The sequence below is a fragment of the Photorhabdus heterorhabditis genome (genome assembly GCF_001280945.1).
Lineage (GTDB): Bacteria > Pseudomonadota > Gammaproteobacteria > Enterobacterales > Enterobacteriaceae > Photorhabdus > Photorhabdus heterorhabditis.
In genome coordinates this window covers 43,076-59,586 of sequence record NZ_LJCS01000015.1, presented here as the reverse complement: position 1 = coordinate 59,586, position 16,511 = coordinate 43,076, and the positions used below count along the sequence as shown (strand labels likewise).

At 43.7% G+C, this 16,511-nt stretch carries 12 protein-coding genes and 1 pseudogene; 10 read left to right on the top strand and 3 right to left on the bottom strand.

What is annotated here, in order from left to right; genetic code table 11:
• Positions 1-9: 9 nt before the first annotated feature.
• The 8 genes and pseudogenes from hpaI (at position 10) to AM629_RS07780 (ending at position 9,318) form a co-directional block, all read left to right on the top strand.
• Entirely contained in the window at positions 10-816 is an 807-nt protein-coding gene (gene hpaI / locus AM629_RS07815) for a 4-hydroxy-2-oxoheptanedioate aldolase (protein ID WP_054477746.1), read from the top strand.
• A gap of 97 nt (positions 817-913) precedes the next feature.
• Positions 914-2,290: a 4-hydroxyphenylacetate permease gene (gene hpaX / locus AM629_RS07810; RefSeq protein ID WP_054477744.1), complete on the top strand. Its 1,377-nt coding sequence runs from the start codon at positions 914-916 to the stop codon at positions 2,288-2,290.
• 24 nt (positions 2,291-2,314) lie between these two features.
• Positions 2,315-3,205, top strand: a complete 891-nt coding sequence (gene hpaA / locus AM629_RS07805; RefSeq protein ID WP_054477742.1) for a 4-hydroxyphenylacetate catabolism regulatory protein HpaA — start codon at positions 2,315-2,317, stop codon at positions 3,203-3,205.
• Between the two features lie 403 nt (positions 3,206-3,608).
• Positions 3,609-3,767 (top strand): hypothetical protein, encoded by a 159-nt coding sequence (locus AM629_RS23930; RefSeq protein WP_161804220.1) that lies wholly within the window; start codon positions 3,609-3,611, stop codon positions 3,765-3,767.
• Complete coding sequence (locus AM629_RS07800) at positions 3,767-4,078, top strand: YjeO family protein (RefSeq protein ID WP_054477740.1); 312 nt, start codon at positions 3,767-3,769, stop codon at positions 4,076-4,078. The genes AM629_RS23930 and AM629_RS07800 overlap by 1 nt, the downstream gene beginning before the upstream one ends.
• A gap of 814 nt (positions 4,079-4,892) precedes the next feature.
• Positions 4,893-5,764: pseudogene (locus AM629_RS25210) on the top strand (SDR family oxidoreductase).
• A gap of 240 nt (positions 5,765-6,004) precedes the next feature.
• Positions 6,005-8,836, top strand: coding sequence for an RHS repeat protein (locus AM629_RS07785; protein WP_083451896.1), 2,832 nt, complete (start codon positions 6,005-6,007; stop codon positions 8,834-8,836).
• The gene (locus AM629_RS07780) at positions 8,836-9,318 is read left to right on the top strand and encodes an immunity protein RhsI2 family protein (RefSeq protein ID WP_054477736.1); all 483 of its coding nucleotides are present in this window, start codon (positions 8,836-8,838) and stop codon (positions 9,316-9,318) included. Before AM629_RS07785 ends, AM629_RS07780 begins: the two co-directional genes overlap by 1 nt.
• A gap of 290 nt (positions 9,319-9,608) precedes the next feature.
• Here the strand turns inward: AM629_RS07780 and AM629_RS07775 are convergent, their stop codons facing one another.
• Genes AM629_RS07775 through AM629_RS25205 form a run of 3 tightly spaced genes read right to left on the bottom strand, consistent with a single transcriptional unit; the run spans position 9,609 to position 13,267 of the window.
• The gene (locus AM629_RS07775; RefSeq protein ID WP_054477735.1) at positions 9,609-12,620 is read right to left on the bottom strand and encodes a PfaD family polyunsaturated fatty acid/polyketide biosynthesis protein; all 3,012 of its coding nucleotides are present in this window, start codon (positions 12,618-12,620) and stop codon (positions 9,609-9,611) included.
• A gap of 4 nt (positions 12,621-12,624) precedes the next feature.
• A complete protein-coding gene (locus AM629_RS07770; RefSeq protein WP_262499964.1) occupies positions 12,625-13,011 on the bottom strand; it encodes a hotdog family protein in 387 nt (128 codons plus the stop codon).
• Positions 12,974-13,267 carry a DUF6347 domain-containing protein gene (locus tag AM629_RS25205; protein ID WP_054477731.1) on the bottom strand — a complete coding sequence of 98 codons (294 nt, stop codon included), beginning with the start codon at positions 13,265-13,267 and terminating at the stop codon, positions 12,974-12,976. Before AM629_RS25205 ends, AM629_RS07770 begins: the two co-directional genes overlap by 38 nt.
• 950 nt (positions 13,268-14,217) lie before the next feature.
• Here AM629_RS25205 and hpaB point away from each other — a divergent pair.
• Together hpaB and hpaC are read left to right on the top strand one after the other, a co-directional pair.
• Complete coding sequence (gene hpaB, locus AM629_RS07760; RefSeq protein WP_054477729.1) at positions 14,218-15,780, top strand: 4-hydroxyphenylacetate 3-monooxygenase, oxygenase component; 1,563 nt, start codon at positions 14,218-14,220, stop codon at positions 15,778-15,780.
• A 20-nt stretch (positions 15,781-15,800) separates the two neighbouring features.
• Positions 15,801-16,316, top strand: a complete 516-nt coding sequence (gene hpaC / locus AM629_RS07755; RefSeq protein WP_054477727.1) for a 4-hydroxyphenylacetate 3-monooxygenase, reductase component — start codon at positions 15,801-15,803, stop codon at positions 16,314-16,316.
• Positions 16,317-16,511 lie beyond the last annotated feature (195 nt).

Below are 16,511 nucleotides of genomic sequence, written 5' to 3'. Positions count from 1 at the left end.
AGGAAAAATATGGATCGATTAACCAATAAATTTAAGCAAGCGTTAAAAGAAGGCCGCCCACAAATTGGTTTATGGCTGGGGCTTTGCAGCTCCTACAGTGCAGAATTACTGGCCGGAGCCGGTTTCGATTGGCTATTGATTGATGGCGAGCATGCGCCAAACGACGTTCAAACGATTCTAAGCCAATTGCAAGCCATTGCCCCTTATCCAAGCCATCCCATTGTCCGCCCACCCTGGAATGATCTGGTGATCATCAAGCAGTTACTGGATGTGGGCGCGCAAACTTTATTAATCCCCATGATACAAAACGCGGAGCAGGCTTACGAGGCGGTTCGAGCAACTCGCTACCCACCGGCGGGTATCCGTGGTGTGGGTAGTGCTTTAGCAAGAGCTTCCCACTGGAACAGAATTCCTGATTATCTGCATCGAGCCAACGATGAAATGTGTGTCCTGATTCAGGTAGAAACCCGTGAAGCACTACGTAACTTGCCGGAGATCCTCGAAGTAGAAGGTATCGATGGTGTTTTTATCGGTCCAGCAGATCTAAGTTCTGATATGGGCTTTGTCAATAATCCGCATCACCCTGAAGTAAAAGCCGCAATTGAACAAGCAATCGTTCAAATCAAAGCGGCGGGTAAAGCACCGGGCATTCTGATGTCAGCGCCTGATGTTGCTGAGCATTACCTGAAACTCGGCGCACTCTTTGTTGCTGTTGGTATTGATACAACTTTACTGGCTCGTGCCGCAGAAACGCTGGCTGCACGATTTGGTGCGGGTAAGGACCTTCCGGCAACACCTTCATCCAGTGTTTATTAGTCTCAACAATCACAATATTAACAACCGACTTACTCAACCAGCTTTTAATTTCCTAAACAACGTAATACACATAAAACAATAAGTAAGGAAAATAACAATGAGCGATTCATCAACCGCCGTGCAACAGCCAGATCTCCCGGCTGGTCAACATAAGCAGCTAACGGCACAACAGCAATCCGTCATTAACAAGCTATTTCGTCGCCTGATTATTTTCCTGTTTGTCTTATTTGTATTCTCGTTTCTGGATCGCATTAATATTGGGTTTGCCGGCCTGACAATGGGTAAAGATCTTGGGCTGAACGCGACGATGTTCGGTCTGGCGGCAACGCTATTTTATGCCACTTATGTCATCTTCGGTATTCCCAGCAATATCATGCTCAGTATTGTCGGGGCGCGACGCTGGATAGCCACGATCATGGTGCTCTGGGGGATCTCCTCCACTGCCACCATGTTCGCCACCGGACCAACCAGCCTGTACATCTTGCGTATGCTGGTCGGTATCGCCGAAGCGGGTTTCGTGCCGGGTATCCTGTTGTATCTGACTTACTGGTTCCCGGCTTACTATCGCGCCCGTGCCAATGCGCTATTCATGGTGGCAATGCCGGTGACTATGGCTTTTGGTTCTCTGGCTTCCGGTTATATTCTGGAAATGGATGGCCTCCTGAACCTTCACGGCTGGCAATGGTTATTCCTGCTGGAAGGTTTTCCTTCGGTATTACTGGGAATTGTCGTTTGGTTCTACCTTGATGATTCACCCAAACGCGCTAACTGGCTGACAGATGAAGATAAAAAATGCTTACAAGAGATGATGGATAATGACCAATCCGCTCTGATTCAACCGGCAAGCTCATCAACTCACCAGGCAATACAAAAACGCAGTATATGGCGTGAGATTTTCGCTCCGATCATGCTGATGTATATTCTGTCTTATTTCTGCCTGACCAACACACTGAGCGCGATTAATATCTGGACGCCGCAGATTGTGCAAAGCTTCAATCAGGGCAGCAGTAACATTACGATCGGCATTCTGACTGCTATTCCTCAGTTTTGTACTATTATTGGGATGGTTTACTGGAGTCGCCGTTCAGACCGGTTACAAGAACGTAAAGTACACACAGCTCTACCCTATCTGTTCGCCGCCGCAGGCTGGATATTGACCTCATTAACCAACCACAGTGTCATTCAACTGACTGGGATTATTATGGCTTCAACCGGTTCATTTACCGCAATGGCGGTCTTCTGGACAACGCCGGATCAAGCTATCAGCTTACGTGCAAGAGCAATCGGCATTGCAGTTATTAGCGCTACAGGTAACATAGGTTCAGCACTCAGTCCGTTATTAATCGGCTGGCTGAAAGATCAGACAGGGAGCTTTAATACTGGTCTCTATTTCGTTGCCGGATTACTGGTCATTGGTGCCGCCATTATCTGGGCAATCCCAATGAAATATTCCAGACAGAGAACAACGCCGTAATTTCGATAAAAAGGAAAAATCGTCATGATTGAGCCTATCATTGCCAATATTGATATCAGCAAAGACTATGATGAAACTCAAGGCACTGATGATGTGCATTATCAAACATTTGGCCGAATGGCTGCATTTTTCGGTCGTAACATGCAGGCTCATCGTCATGATGGTTTCTTCCAACTTCATTTTCTGATCACCGGACATATTGAATTACAGTTAGATGAGCAACACTATTCTGTACAAGCACCGCTGTTTATCCTGACACCACCATCTGTTCCTCATGCTTTTCTTACTCAAGATGACAGTGACGGATATGTCCTTACCGTGCGACAGGAACTGATATTACCGCTATTGGAATCGCTCTATCCTGCAAACAAAGATGTTCTTGATATTCCAGCTATTTGCTTATCTGTCGCAGATAAACCGACAGAATTAGACGCTTTTAACCATTACTGGGCGCTGATAGCTCGCGAATCAGCGAATAACTTTGCCGGACGGGAACAATCATTGACATTTTTAGCACAAGCATTATTCACTTTGCTACTGCGTAATATTCCTCTTGATGACCATCCTGTTAATGGTGTACGCGGGGAAATTAAAATATTTCAGCGATTTAACCAACTAATAGACAACTATTACCATCATCACCTTTCCGTACCGGAATATGCCAATAAACTAGGAATTACAGAATCACGGTTGAAAGATATGTGCCGACGGTTTGCCAACCGTCCACCTAAAAGATTGATTTTTGATCGCCAGCTACGTGAGGCTAAACGACTACTGTTATTCAGTGATTGTGCCGTATTTGAAATTGCCTATCAGCTTGGATTCAAAGATCCCGCCTATTTTGCTCGTTTCTTTAATAGATTGGTTGGCTGCTCCCCCAGTTTTTGGCGGGAAAGAAATATTTATGAAAAATAAATGCTAATATTGACTATACCCGTCATCTTTCAAGTTGCTTCTTTGTTGGCTGCTTTCACTTGCCGCCGCGCTGCAAATTGAAATCTATTGGGTATATCAATACTGGCACTTCTTATTTCAATCCTAAAGTAAATATGAAACCAGAAAATTGTCATATCAATAGACAGCATCCTATTTAAACTACAATCGGATGATGATTACCCTGCTATCTATTTTCTAGCACTTTATGCTCTCTGTTATTAATTTCCCTTAGACTCAAGAATTTTTATTACAAAACCTCTTCCCAGAATTAAAATTCCGCATATACTGGAATGTGTAACTTACTGGAATTTCGACGGATAAAATGATGGCAATAGGAGTGCCGATGATATAGATAAATTTATTAAAGACAAGGAAACAACATATGAAAGATCCTAACTATACGGCAAATGAGTTTGGATTCCGACGTTCTGATGCTACAGCCTTCATACGTTATAAATGGTTATCCAGCAACAGAGAATATAATGAATCCGGCAGAACAGCTTTAGAGAAAAGAAAAAATTCAATAATGGGCATCTTATAATGTGCAAATCGACCATAGCCTTAAATACCCTTTATGCCACCTTTTGCGCCTTATTCATATATACGATGTCATATTTGGAAGAAGAATATTATATAGGTGATCGGGATATAAAAGACATTTGTGTTGTATATAAAGAAATTATAGATGATAACCGTGATGTATTTGCTCCCGTATGTTTACTAATTGTATCACCATTAATTTATGCAGTTGTGAAAAAAAGATTCAAATCACTTTCCCTTAATATAATGACATTGGCTTTACTGGCATATTGGATATGGCGTTTTTTTATCCGCCTTATAGTATGCATTTAAAATAATTTCAGATATTCAGGTGGCGACTAGCAGATGCTACCTGAATATACACCCAATAGATTTCAAGTTGCAGTGCGGCAGCAAGAGAACGCAGCCAACAAAGAGGCAATTTGAAAGATGACTAACCATAGTGATTTTTAATGTAACAGTAAATAAAAAGGTTAAATACAATGGACATTAAAGAAAGATTACAGTATATAAATAAGTTTAAAAGAGCTTTTGATCGTCAAGATTATGAGTTACTCGGCAAGATTCTTAATGAATTAGGCGAATTACAATTAAATTATCTTAATACCGCACCACTAGTATTATTAGATAGTATTCATTCACTTATCTGCTATTGCTAAAGATATCAAAAAAACTCTGAGAACATGCATTACGATGAATTTGAACTGAAATTTCGGCAAGCTATTGATATTATATTATATTATATTATATTACTTGAATCAAACATTCCAAATAATGCAAAATTTTATAAATGAACACCTTAAATAAAGATAAATAAATCAATTTTCTATCTGTAAAGTTTTCAAGTAAAAACAAGTACTTTTGAAGGTAATAAATAATTATACATTATACTTCAAAAGCGCTATTCAATGAATTCCCATGCTATTCATTAACCAAACTGCAAGAACATTAATCACATATAAATAAGTTAAATTTAGATAAAATAAAAACAATTATATAAATAACAATAGCAATATTGAAAACATTTCTATAGCATATGCAAAAGTTTTTTTGTTTCAATTTGACTTATTAACATCACCGCGTTTGATATTTAATTTATTAATATAAAACTGTAAATGAGAACATTATGCAAAAAATTACATTAATTACTGGTGGATCACGCGGCATTGGTCGAGCAACGGCTTTTTATCTGGCAGAGAAAGGGCATCACATTGGTATTGGCTATCACACTAATCAAGATCAAGCACAGGAAGTCACAGAAATTATTCATAATATGGGCGGTAAGGCTATCGCCATTCAGGTCAATATCGCTGACGAAAAACAAGTTATAGAACTCTTCCAGAGAACCGATAAAGAACTTGGATGTATATACCCAATAGATTTCAAGATGCATCGCGACGGCAAGGGAGCGAATCCCCGGGAGCATAGATAACTATGTGACTGGGGTGAGTGAGTGCAGCCAACAAAGAGGCAACTTGAAAGATAACAGGTATAACCGGCTTAGTAAATAATGCCGGCATTCTCAAACCACAAGCATCGATTGAACAACTAACCGCTGACCGCCTGAATAATATTTTTGCCACCAATGTCGTGGGAAGTTTTCTCTGTGCACGAGAAGCGGTTAAAAGAATGTCTTTCCGACATGGTGGCCAAGGAGGCTCAATCGTCAATGTTTCATCAGCCGCATCTCGACTAGGCTCACCGCACGAATATATCGATTATGCCGCTTCGAAAGGTGCGATCGATACTTTGACTATCGGTCTGTCTTTAGAAGTCGCAGATCAAGGCATTCGGGTAAATGCTGTTCGCCCCGGATTTATTTATACTGATATGCATACCGATGGCGGCGAGCCAAATCGAGTCGATCGGGTAAAAAACTCCCTCCCAATGAAACGTGGCGGGCAACCAGAAGAAATCGCACAGGCCATAGCCTGGTTATTGTCGGATGAAGCTTCATACGTAACCGGAAATTTTATTGATCTAGCCGGAGGGAAATAAATATCGATTAAGTTGAATCTAGCTATACATAGAAAACAGACCAAAAAATGAAAAGCGACCCATATTTTCAATTACCCCAGAATTAATACCGAAGATGTATTATTAATTGGCATGGGCAAGCATATTGATGGCACATCTGATTACTACCGCCTGGATAAATGATATATCAGCTCGCTTATACAACTTAATGTAAATGAAACTTAATGATAGAAATTCGTAAATATAACAAAGAGGTAAATCATGAAAAATATTGACTCAAAACTTTATCAACACACTCCCTCAGTCAGCGTCTACGATAACCGTGGCCTGACTATCCGTAATATCGACTTCCATCGTACCTTTGCAGAAGGTAATACAGATACCCGTATTACCCGCCATCAATATGATGCCCACGGATATTTGAACTACAGCATTGATCCACGTTTGTATGATACTAACTCGGGACAACCTAACTTTATCTGGCAGTACGATCTGACCGGTAATCTCCTACGAACAGAAAGCGTGGATGCAGGCTGCACTGTCACTCTCAATGATATTGAAGGCCGTTTAGTACTGACAAAACTTGCAACCGGAGTCATACAAATCCGGCAATATGAAGACTCTTCCTTACCAGGCCGTCTGTTGTCAATCACTGAGCAAATACCAGAAAAAGCACCCTGCGTCACTGAACGCTTTATCTGGGCTGGGAATACACCAGAAGAAAAAAATTATAATCTCGCGGGTCAGTGTGCGCGCCACTACGATACCGCAGGCTTGAATCAACTGAGAGGATTGTCGCTAACCAAAAACATCTTATCTCAGTCTCGTCAATTACTGACCGATGATCAGGAAACAGATTGGGTAGGTGATAACGAAACTAGCTGGCTGGCGAAACTGAACAATGAAACTTACACCACACAAAGTACTTTTGATGCTACCGGTACTTTACTGACTCAGATAGATGCAAAAGATAATGTACAACATCTGGCCTATGATATTGCTGGACAACTGAAAAACAGTTGGTTAACCATGAAAGGTCGGAACGAACAAATCATTATCAAATCCCTAACCTATTCTGCCGCAGGCCAGAAACTGCGTGAAGAACACGGTAACGGCGTTATCACCGAATACACCTATGAACCGGAAACTCAGCGGCTTATCGGTATCAAAACCCACCGCCCGTCAGACTCCCAAGTGTTACAAGATTTACGCTATGAATATGACCCAGTAGGCAACGTGATAAGCATCCGTAACGATGCAGAAGCCACCCGCTTCTGGCACAATCAGAAAGTGGTGCCGGAAAATACCTATAATTACGATTCCCTGTACCAGCTCATCAGTGCAACAGGCCGTGAGATGGCAAATATCAGTCAGCAAAAGCATCAATTTCCTTCCCCTGCTCTCCCTTATGATAATAATACCTACACCAATTATCTCCGAACTTACACCCATGATCGCAGTGGTAACCTGACCAAAATCCAACACAGCTCACCAGCTACTCAAAATAACTACACTACAAATCTGACAATATCGAATAACAGTAACCGTGCAGTGCTGGATTCACTAACGACAGATCCGGCACAGGTAGATGCGTTGTTTGATACTGGCGGACATCAAAAATTGCTGATGCCGGGGCAAAATCTGAGCTGGAACGCCCGGGGTGAACTGCAACAGGTAACATCAGTGGATCATGAAAATATCAGTGACCGGGAATGGTACCGTTATGACAGTAACGGGATGCGTCTGTTAAAAGTTCATGAGCAGCAAACCGGTCACAGCCCACAACAACAACGAGTCACTTATCTTCCCGGGCTAGAACTACGTACAACACAAAATGGCAACGCTATAACAGAAAACCTGCATGTTATTACGGTAGGGACGGCGGGTCACGCACAAGTGCGAGTATTGCACTGGGAAACCACGCCACCAGCAGATATCAGCAACAATCAGCTACGCTACAGCGTTGATAATTTGATTGGCTCCAGCCAACTTGAACTGGATCATAAAGGGCAAATTATTAGTCAGGAAGAGTACTATCCATTTGGCGGTACCGCTTTATGGGCGGCAAAGAATAGGACAGAAGCCAATTACAAGACTATCCGGTACTCAGGCAAAGAAAGAGATGCAACGGGATTGTATTATTATGGATTTCGGTATTATCAGCCGTGGATAGGTAGATGGCTAAGTGCCGATCCAGCCGGAACGGTAGATGGACTGAATTTGTACCAAATGGTGCGCAATAATCCCGTCACCTTTATAGACACAGATGGCCGAATGTTAGAGCCGACATCATCTCGAACTGAGGCAGTACAATCACCACCGTCCTTAGTCTCATTGACACGCAATGCAGTCGCTGGATTCAAACATTATAATATTGAAGATATCAGGCAGTATCTCGGTGGTATTAGAGAGCTAAGGGGTTCTGCATACGCCCATGCTCACAGCGCTGCTGAAAAATTTATTACTAATCTGGAAAACAGTCGGAAGAAAAAAGCCCCCGATGAGTCAGAACTGGCGTCAAAAGGGTACCCCCAAACCTTAAGCCAAGCCGCCAAGGTCGTTGGAAAAACGTCAGATAAATATACGCCTAAGTTTGATGAAAACGCTCAAAACCCAGACAGAATTAGTCTTACTAAAACACCAATTGGAACTGGTATTCCCGCCAAAGGCACAAAAAATCCGTTAAATCCAGTGTTGGAGTTTGACGCTCATGGCAATGAGATCTTTTATCGAACAATGTCAGAGCAACATTATGAACATTTACAACAAACCGGTAAGTTACCCCCAACCACTGAAACTTCTATTTCTCCGGCTTTATCTTATTCATTAGATTACAAAGGGCATACGGTCCAATTTATAACCAAACCAGGTACCTTTGAGCAACTTAAAGAAATTGGTATCGCAGCCAATAAGCCAGCTGAAGTTCAATTCCCTCATATGTTAAAAGGCATCGGGGAGTGGATGCAAACAAACGCACGCTTCAAAGTAGAAGGTGGGCAAATGACAACACAACTTGGTCAAGGTATGGCAATAGAAACGTTCAATAGAAACATTATTGGTTACAAACTAGTCCGTTCAGAGAGGAAAAATTAATGTTACTTAATTTAGAACAAGATTGTATTCCTATGAAATGCGTCTTTTTACTCTCTGAGGAGCTAAAAACCAATGCTAAGCGTATCTCATTAACACAAGAGTTAACACTTAACCAATTAAAGCCCCAAATGGGGCTTAAAGGGAAGTATGGACTTTTTGGATCGCCAGACTGGTGGAAAAATATCAAACAACGGAAGATGCCTCTGTTGTTTCTTTCTGGTGTTATCTGTGATGCGTATATTGCCGGTCAGGACAATTTCAGCATGAACAACACCATTGATTTGAAATTAAGTGATGGCTCTATATGTACTGCTGGTATTTATGTAAACAACAAAGATGATGTCATACTTTTTCGAATTGGTTATAGAGCCGCTATTGTTTATGCACTTGATGAATTAAAACTACAGCCTACTGTAGATGGTGGGGTAAATTTTTCAAAAATTGCTTTGGAAATGGCTGTTTCATTACAACCCGTTGAATAAATTTATTTATACCTGTTATCTTTCAAGTTGCCTCTTTGTTGGCGGCACTCACTCACCCCGGTCACAGAGTTATCTATGCTCCCGGGGATTCGCGCCCTTGCCGTCGTGATCCATCTTGAAATCTATTGGGTATATAACAATTTGAAATAATTACAATTGAATGAGGTGTTTCTTCCAAGAAGAAACACCTATGACCCAACGCGACCGCCAGATAGCCGACATCCAGTAACATCTTAACAATCGTCAAATAAAACCGCCTGCTGTACCACTGATGACAGCCATTTACCAACTCAATCCATCCCTTCTTTAAAAGTGATGTCGATGATCTTGCGGGCGTTCGCCATGGCATCGAAGATACGTTCTTCAAAGAAGCGCACATCATCCTGCGACATTAACACGTTAGAATATATACGCGATAACGGTGAGAACTGGATGCCGTAGTGTTTGGCGGTTTCGCGGATGATGATATCGCAAAACTTTACCTTATCGCTGTAGTCTTGGGATCGTTCAAGCGGCTTCTGTTGGCAGTGGTACACCAGTGCGGTTGGCATACCCTGAACCACCAGCGGTAAATCAACTGCTTTAGCAGCCTTAACGAAGACGTTGGAAAGTTGGCGGGTAATGTCAGCCATACGGTCGTAGCAGCTCGGATCACGCTCAATCAGTGAGAGGGTTGCCTTGATAGCCGCCAGCCCCAGCGGATAACCGTTGAAAGTACCGGCATGGATCACCTTACCACGGGTATACAAGTCCATGATGTCACGGCGGCCAACGATGGCGGAAACTGGCATTGCACCGCCGCCCAACGCCTTGCCAAACGTCGCCAGATGTGGGGTAACGCCCAACAGTTGCTGTGCACCGCCGAGTCCCAAGCGCACACCAGTGATAATCTCATCGAAAATCAGCACAATATTGTATTTTTCACACAACACCTTGGCCTTTTCCAGATAACCTTCACGCGGGAAAATGCCCCCACCGTTGAGACAGATAGGCTCCATCAACACAGCAGCGATTTCGCCATGATAGCGCTCAATAGTGGCCGCGAGTACGTCGATGTCATTCCACGGCAGCATAAAGGATTGCTCAGTAATCGAGCCGGTCGCTCGTCCACAGGTATCGAGCAAGTCGCCCTGGAATTGCTCCGGCACTGGATAGTGAAGATCCTGCTTATTCCGCCACCCGATGATGTTATCGGCACTACCGTGGTAATGACCGTGGAAACGGATAAAACGATTTTTGCCGGTAAAACCGCGAGCCAGACGTAATGCGTTCTGTACCGCCTCAGTACCACTCAGGCAGAAGCGAACCATTTCAGCACAGGGGATATGCTTCACCATGGTTTCACACACTTCCACTTCCAAGTCGCAGGTATCCACTGACGTGACCTTACCCATGTACTGGATTAGAGATTCATTGTAGGCTTCGTTGTGATGGCCGACAAACAGTGCCCCGAATTTACAGAACAGATCGAGGTACTCATTACCATCCAGGTCCCAAATGCGCGAGTTGCGCCCACGGTTGAACGGGATCACCAATGGTCGTTCAGGATCACCAAAGTTGTAATGGCTGCCACCCGGTAACAGATCACAGCACTTTTTATAAAATTCTGTTGAACTTTCCAATGACAGTTTTGTTGCTGTACCCATAGGTTGCTTACCCTCCGCCTGTGTTTGTGATGTCAAATTACCGTTGGTATAGTCCGCATCTTTGGATAAGTTAAACGGCACATACTGCTTAACCGACTCAGGAAGCATAACGTGCATAAGCTCAAGCAGTGCAATGCGAGCCAGGTAAGCGGCGCCACTCATCAGTAGGTGAGCAAGTTCAGCCACCTTGCGCTGAGCCACATCCTCCAGTGGCGTGCCCTGTAACCATTCGTTCATTGCCCCCATCGACGAACCGCACCAAATCTGGTAATCAATATGCCGTGTCTCTTCACCGTTTATCGCCCAACGTGATGACTGACCGAGATACCACTGGAACAACAGCGCCATTTTTTTCTTTGGCTGCTGCTCCGCCTTTTCAACCACCGCCGGCAAGTTGCAACGCTGGAAATAGGCCACCGTTTCCTGCCAGATATCAGCCAGCGGCTTATGGAAGATCTGTTTTTCCAACAAGGCCACATCCTGCGCCGGGAGCGCATCCAGACTGTCGTACTGTTTATACAACGCGAGAAGCTTCTGGGCGCGTATTGCATACATATTACCCAGCTTCAGCACCTGTACTTTAGCGCCCAACTCAAACATATCTGCCGACGGCACCATTGCCACGTCGCTTGTCTGCGCCTTGCCTAACATCTGTTTTACCACCTCAGAAGTGCCGGCTTCCACACAAGCCTGGTTTATAGAACCCGTCACCACATACGCCGCGCCAAGGGCAAAGGCAGACAGAATAGCGTGAGGGGTTCCCAAACCACCTGCTGCCCCAATCCGCACCCGGAAACCGTGGCAAGACTCGCGTTCAATATCATCACGTAGCTGCACTATGGAACGAAAGATGCAGGACAGTACCCCCTGATCAGTATGGCCTCCTGAATCCCCTTCCACGGTAATGTCATCTGCCATCGGCACCTGACGTGCCAGCTCTGCCTGCGCGACGGTAATCACCCCCTCAGCCAGAAGTTTTTTCAGGATGTTTTCCGGTGCTGGACGCAAGAAACGCTCAGCAACCTCACGGCGTGATACCTTAGCTATGATGCGATTTTGACGCAGGATGCTGCCATCTTGTTGCTGCGTCAGCCCACAAACGCGGTAGTACACTAACGCTGTGCTCAAGTTGATATAAGCCGAAGCCTCAATCACCCTGACCTGCTGCTCCATACACAGCCGCACACAAGCCATTTCCCACGCCGGGTTGCTGGGAGTGTGAAGTAAGTTGACACCGAATGGCCCGTTGGGTAGGTGCTGGCGCAGCGTGGTAATAGCCTCAGCAATGCGCGAAATGCTCAAGCCACCAGCGCCAAAAATGCCCAGGATACCTTGCTGACCCAAGGCGATCACCATCTCTTCTGAATGAATACCATTTGCCATAGCCCCAGCGTAATAGGCCAGGCGTACACCATAATCCCGGCGGAAACTGTCATCCCCCAAATCAGCTTCCGTCACCGCCGGTAGCATGCCGAGCACAACCGCCTGCTCGGAGGGAAGTGGCTCACTGGCCGGTAACAGCACTACCCCGTCACCCAATTGCACTACTTGCAGAGCGTGGTCAAGATCATACAAACTGGCGGAACCCGCCGTCAGTGGCAGCGCGGACGTTGGGCGTCGGCTGCCGGATTGGTTAACAGACAAACGATGACTCATTTTTTCATGCTCCCTGTGTCAACAGTGTCGTAGAGGAGGTGGAAGGTAGAGACAGGCGCTGAGTAAAGCCTATCCCAAGGTTATCGCACAAACCAATGACGTTGCCGCGATAGATGATTTCAGCAATGAAGATCAGCGAGATAGCCGTCAAGGTGGTGCTATTATCTTGGTACTGTGCATCAATCGATTTACAGGTTAGACGATAACGTAACACGTCGCGCTCACGCTTTACTTCACTACGGAATTTGGCGCTGTGCTGAAAGTTATGCAGTGTTTGGGAAACCAAACCGCTTTGCGATTTCAGCCCCAGATAATATAGGTAGAACTGCATCAGTTGTTTACAGCCTTCAACTTCAAAGGCATATTTCGGGCCGAAACAAGCGACGAGGATAAACGCACGGAAGGCACAGATTAAAAAGTACCTTAACCATTCGTCCCGCGTTTATAAGAATATTATTATTAAGATTATTCTTATTCTCATAATCATATTTTCTGACAGTCTGAATCGTACTGTAAAAAATAACTTCCCCTGAGACGGAAATAATCGCCATCAGTGAATATAATGCCAGAGAAATATCAATGAAGGTTGGGTTTCCTGCCATGCTGCTGAGGAAAAAATAAATACTACCAATAAGTACACATAACATGCTCTTACCTTGTACCTTGCTAATAGATATACCCCACCATGTTATACCCGTTATCTTTCAAGTTGCCTCTTTGTTGGCTGCACTCACTCGCCCCAGTCACAGAGTTATCTATACCCTTCATCTTTCAAGCTGCTGCTTTGTTAGCTGCGTTCACTTGCCGTCGCTCTGCAACTTGAAATCTATTGGGTATAGGCTCCCGGGGATTCGCTCCCTTGCCGTCGCGATACATCTTGAAATCTATAGGGTATATAAGGCATGTGCGAGTTATATTGGTTTATTTTGTATTTTTCAAGGCAATAAAACTGGCCTTATTTTTATGATAATTGGTATACATCGGTTTAGATTAACTTTCAAACTCCAGTAAAAATTGTTTTATATCAAAAACCAAAGACAACATAATCCTTTTAAATCAATTAAATACAAAAACAACCAAACATTAATAAATTGTTATATGTATGGGCAATGGTAAAAAAATGGAATATAAGACTATAAAAACCATAAAAAAAATAAAAAATAACATTTTATACCAAATAAAATAAAAATATTAAAAAACATGAAGAAATACAATGGAATACAGTGAAATAGATAATAAAACTGTAACAATTATGTGAGGAAGATCGGGAGAAAATTTGATTATCAGGATATTAAAGAGAAAAACCTAGTCACCGTTTACTTAATAGATCATACAATTACCACCTCATCAATTCAGCCGACGAAAGACAGATCTTAAAACAGTTCGTCACCAAAAGATCGTCTGGATCACAGTTTAGTGACAAATCACAACTCCTCAACGAAAAGTACCAGCGAACCTTCCAAAAATCTATTCAAGAAAAGCCGTTCTGAAGCTTCAATTAAGAAACACAAAATAAACATTAAATTAACATATCAGTGCCAACATTGATTATATTGATATCAAAACAGGCGCTTTTTATTCAGACTGTGAGGTAGACATGAAACCAGAAGATTTTCGCGCCGATAAAAAACGCCCGTTTACCCGTGAAGAGTACCTAAAAAGCCTTCAGGATGGTCGCGAAATTTATATTTATGGTGAGCGCGTAAAAGATGTCACTACACATCCCGCGTTCCGCAATTCTGCTGCTTCAATCGGTCAGTTATATGATGCACTGCACTCCCCGGAAACCCATGATACTTTATGCTGGAATACCGATACCGGCAGTGGTGGATATACTCATAAATTTTTCCGCTTTGCCACCAGCGCAGATGAGTTACGTCAGCAACGTGATGCTATCGCTGAATGGTCACGTCAAACTTATGGTTGGATGGGTCGTTCGCCTGACTATAAAGCGGCATTCGGCAATGCACTAGGCGCATTTCCTGAATATTATGGTCAGTTCTCTGACAACGCCCGTATCTGGTATAAACGTATTCAGGAAGCGGGTGTTTACTTTAACCACGCCATCGTTAATCCTCCAATTGATCGCCACAAACCCGCAGATCAGACACGTGATGTTTATATCCAACTGGAAAAAGAGACTGATGCAGGTATCATCGTCAGCGGCGCAAAAGTGGTAGCAACCAACTCAGCTCTGACTCATTATAATTTTATTGGTTTCGGTTCCGCGCAAATAATGGGAGATAATCCTGACTTCGCCCTGATGTTTGTCGCACCAATGAATACTGATGGGGTAAAACTGATTTCCCGCGCCTCCTATGAACTCGTAGCAGGTGCAACAGGTTCTCCGTTCGATTATCCCTTATCCAGCCGCTTTGATGAAAACGATGCGATTCTGGTGATGGATAAAGTCCTTATCCCTTGGGAAAATGTCCTGATTTACCGTGATTTTGACCGCGCTCGTCACTGGGCAGTTCAAGCAGGATTCGCAAGCCTATACCCATTACAGGCTTGTGTACGTCTGGCTGTGAAGCTGGATTTTATTACCGCCCTGCTGCAAAGGAGCTTGGAATGTACCGGAGTGATAGAATTCCGAGGTGTTCAAGCCGATTTAGGTGAAGTTGTTGCCTGGCGTAACCTGTTCTGGTCGCTGAGTGATGCAATGTGGGCCGAAGCTAAACCGTGGAAAGGCGGAGCCTATATGCCGGATACTCAAGCGATACAAACTTATCGGGTTATGGCGCCAACGGCTTATACCAAGATTAAGAATATTATTGAAAAAAACGTCACCAGTGGCCTGATTTATCTGCCATCCAGTGTACGTGACATGAATAACCCAGAAATCAACAAATATCTGGCCCGATATGTTCGCGGTTCCAACGGCATAGATCATGTTGAACGAATTAAGATCTTAAAACTGATGTGGGATGCAATTGGCAGTGAATTCGGCGGTCGTCATGAGTTGTATGAAATTAATTACGCTGGCAGCCAAGATGAAATTCGTATGCAATGTCTACGTCATGCCCATGGTTCTGGCAATATGAAGAAAATGATGGATATGGTTGATCGCTGCCTTTCTGATTACGATCAGAACGGCTGGCTCAGACCACACTTATACAACAATAACGATATTAACCAGTTAGATAAGCTGCTGAAATAACCAGTAGCAGGAGGCCAATTATGTCTGTAGAAAATGAACATCGCCTGCGTTTCAGAGATGCGATGGCGAGCCTGTCAGCAGCAGTGAATATCGTCACCACTGATGGCAATGCCGGATGCTGTGGTATCACTGCCACAGCGGTGTGCTCGATCACCGATACGCCACCCACTCTGATGGTATGTCTTAACCGTAACAGCGCTATGAATGTTGTTTTTCAGGAAAATGGCCGCCTGTGTGTAAATATCTTAAACCATGAGCAAGAATTGATGGCACGCCACTTTGCTGGCATGACCGACGTCAGTATGGAAGAACGTTTTCGCTGGAATATCTGGCAGAAAGGAGTGTTAGGCCAACCTGTGTTAACCGGTACCCTCGCCAGTCTTGAAGGTGAAATTGAACAAGTTCAAGAGGTAGGTACTCATAATGTGTATCTGGTCAAAATCCGACATATTACGGTAAGCGAACAAGGACATGGTTTGATCTACTTCAAGCGTAATTTCCGTCCAGTTATGCTGGAAACTGCCGCTGCCGTTTAACCCCCCATCCATCAGATGATTAAACTGTTCCTCCAATATTCAGGCCCTAACCGGCCTGAATAGTCTTCTTTTCTTGTCTGGCAGTTAACCACTCTCTAAACCCTACAATTTCTGACATTCACCTGATGAATATACTGTTAAATTTAATATTGTTATTTATATTAGTGTGATCAACCACCAAGAACCTATTTTAAC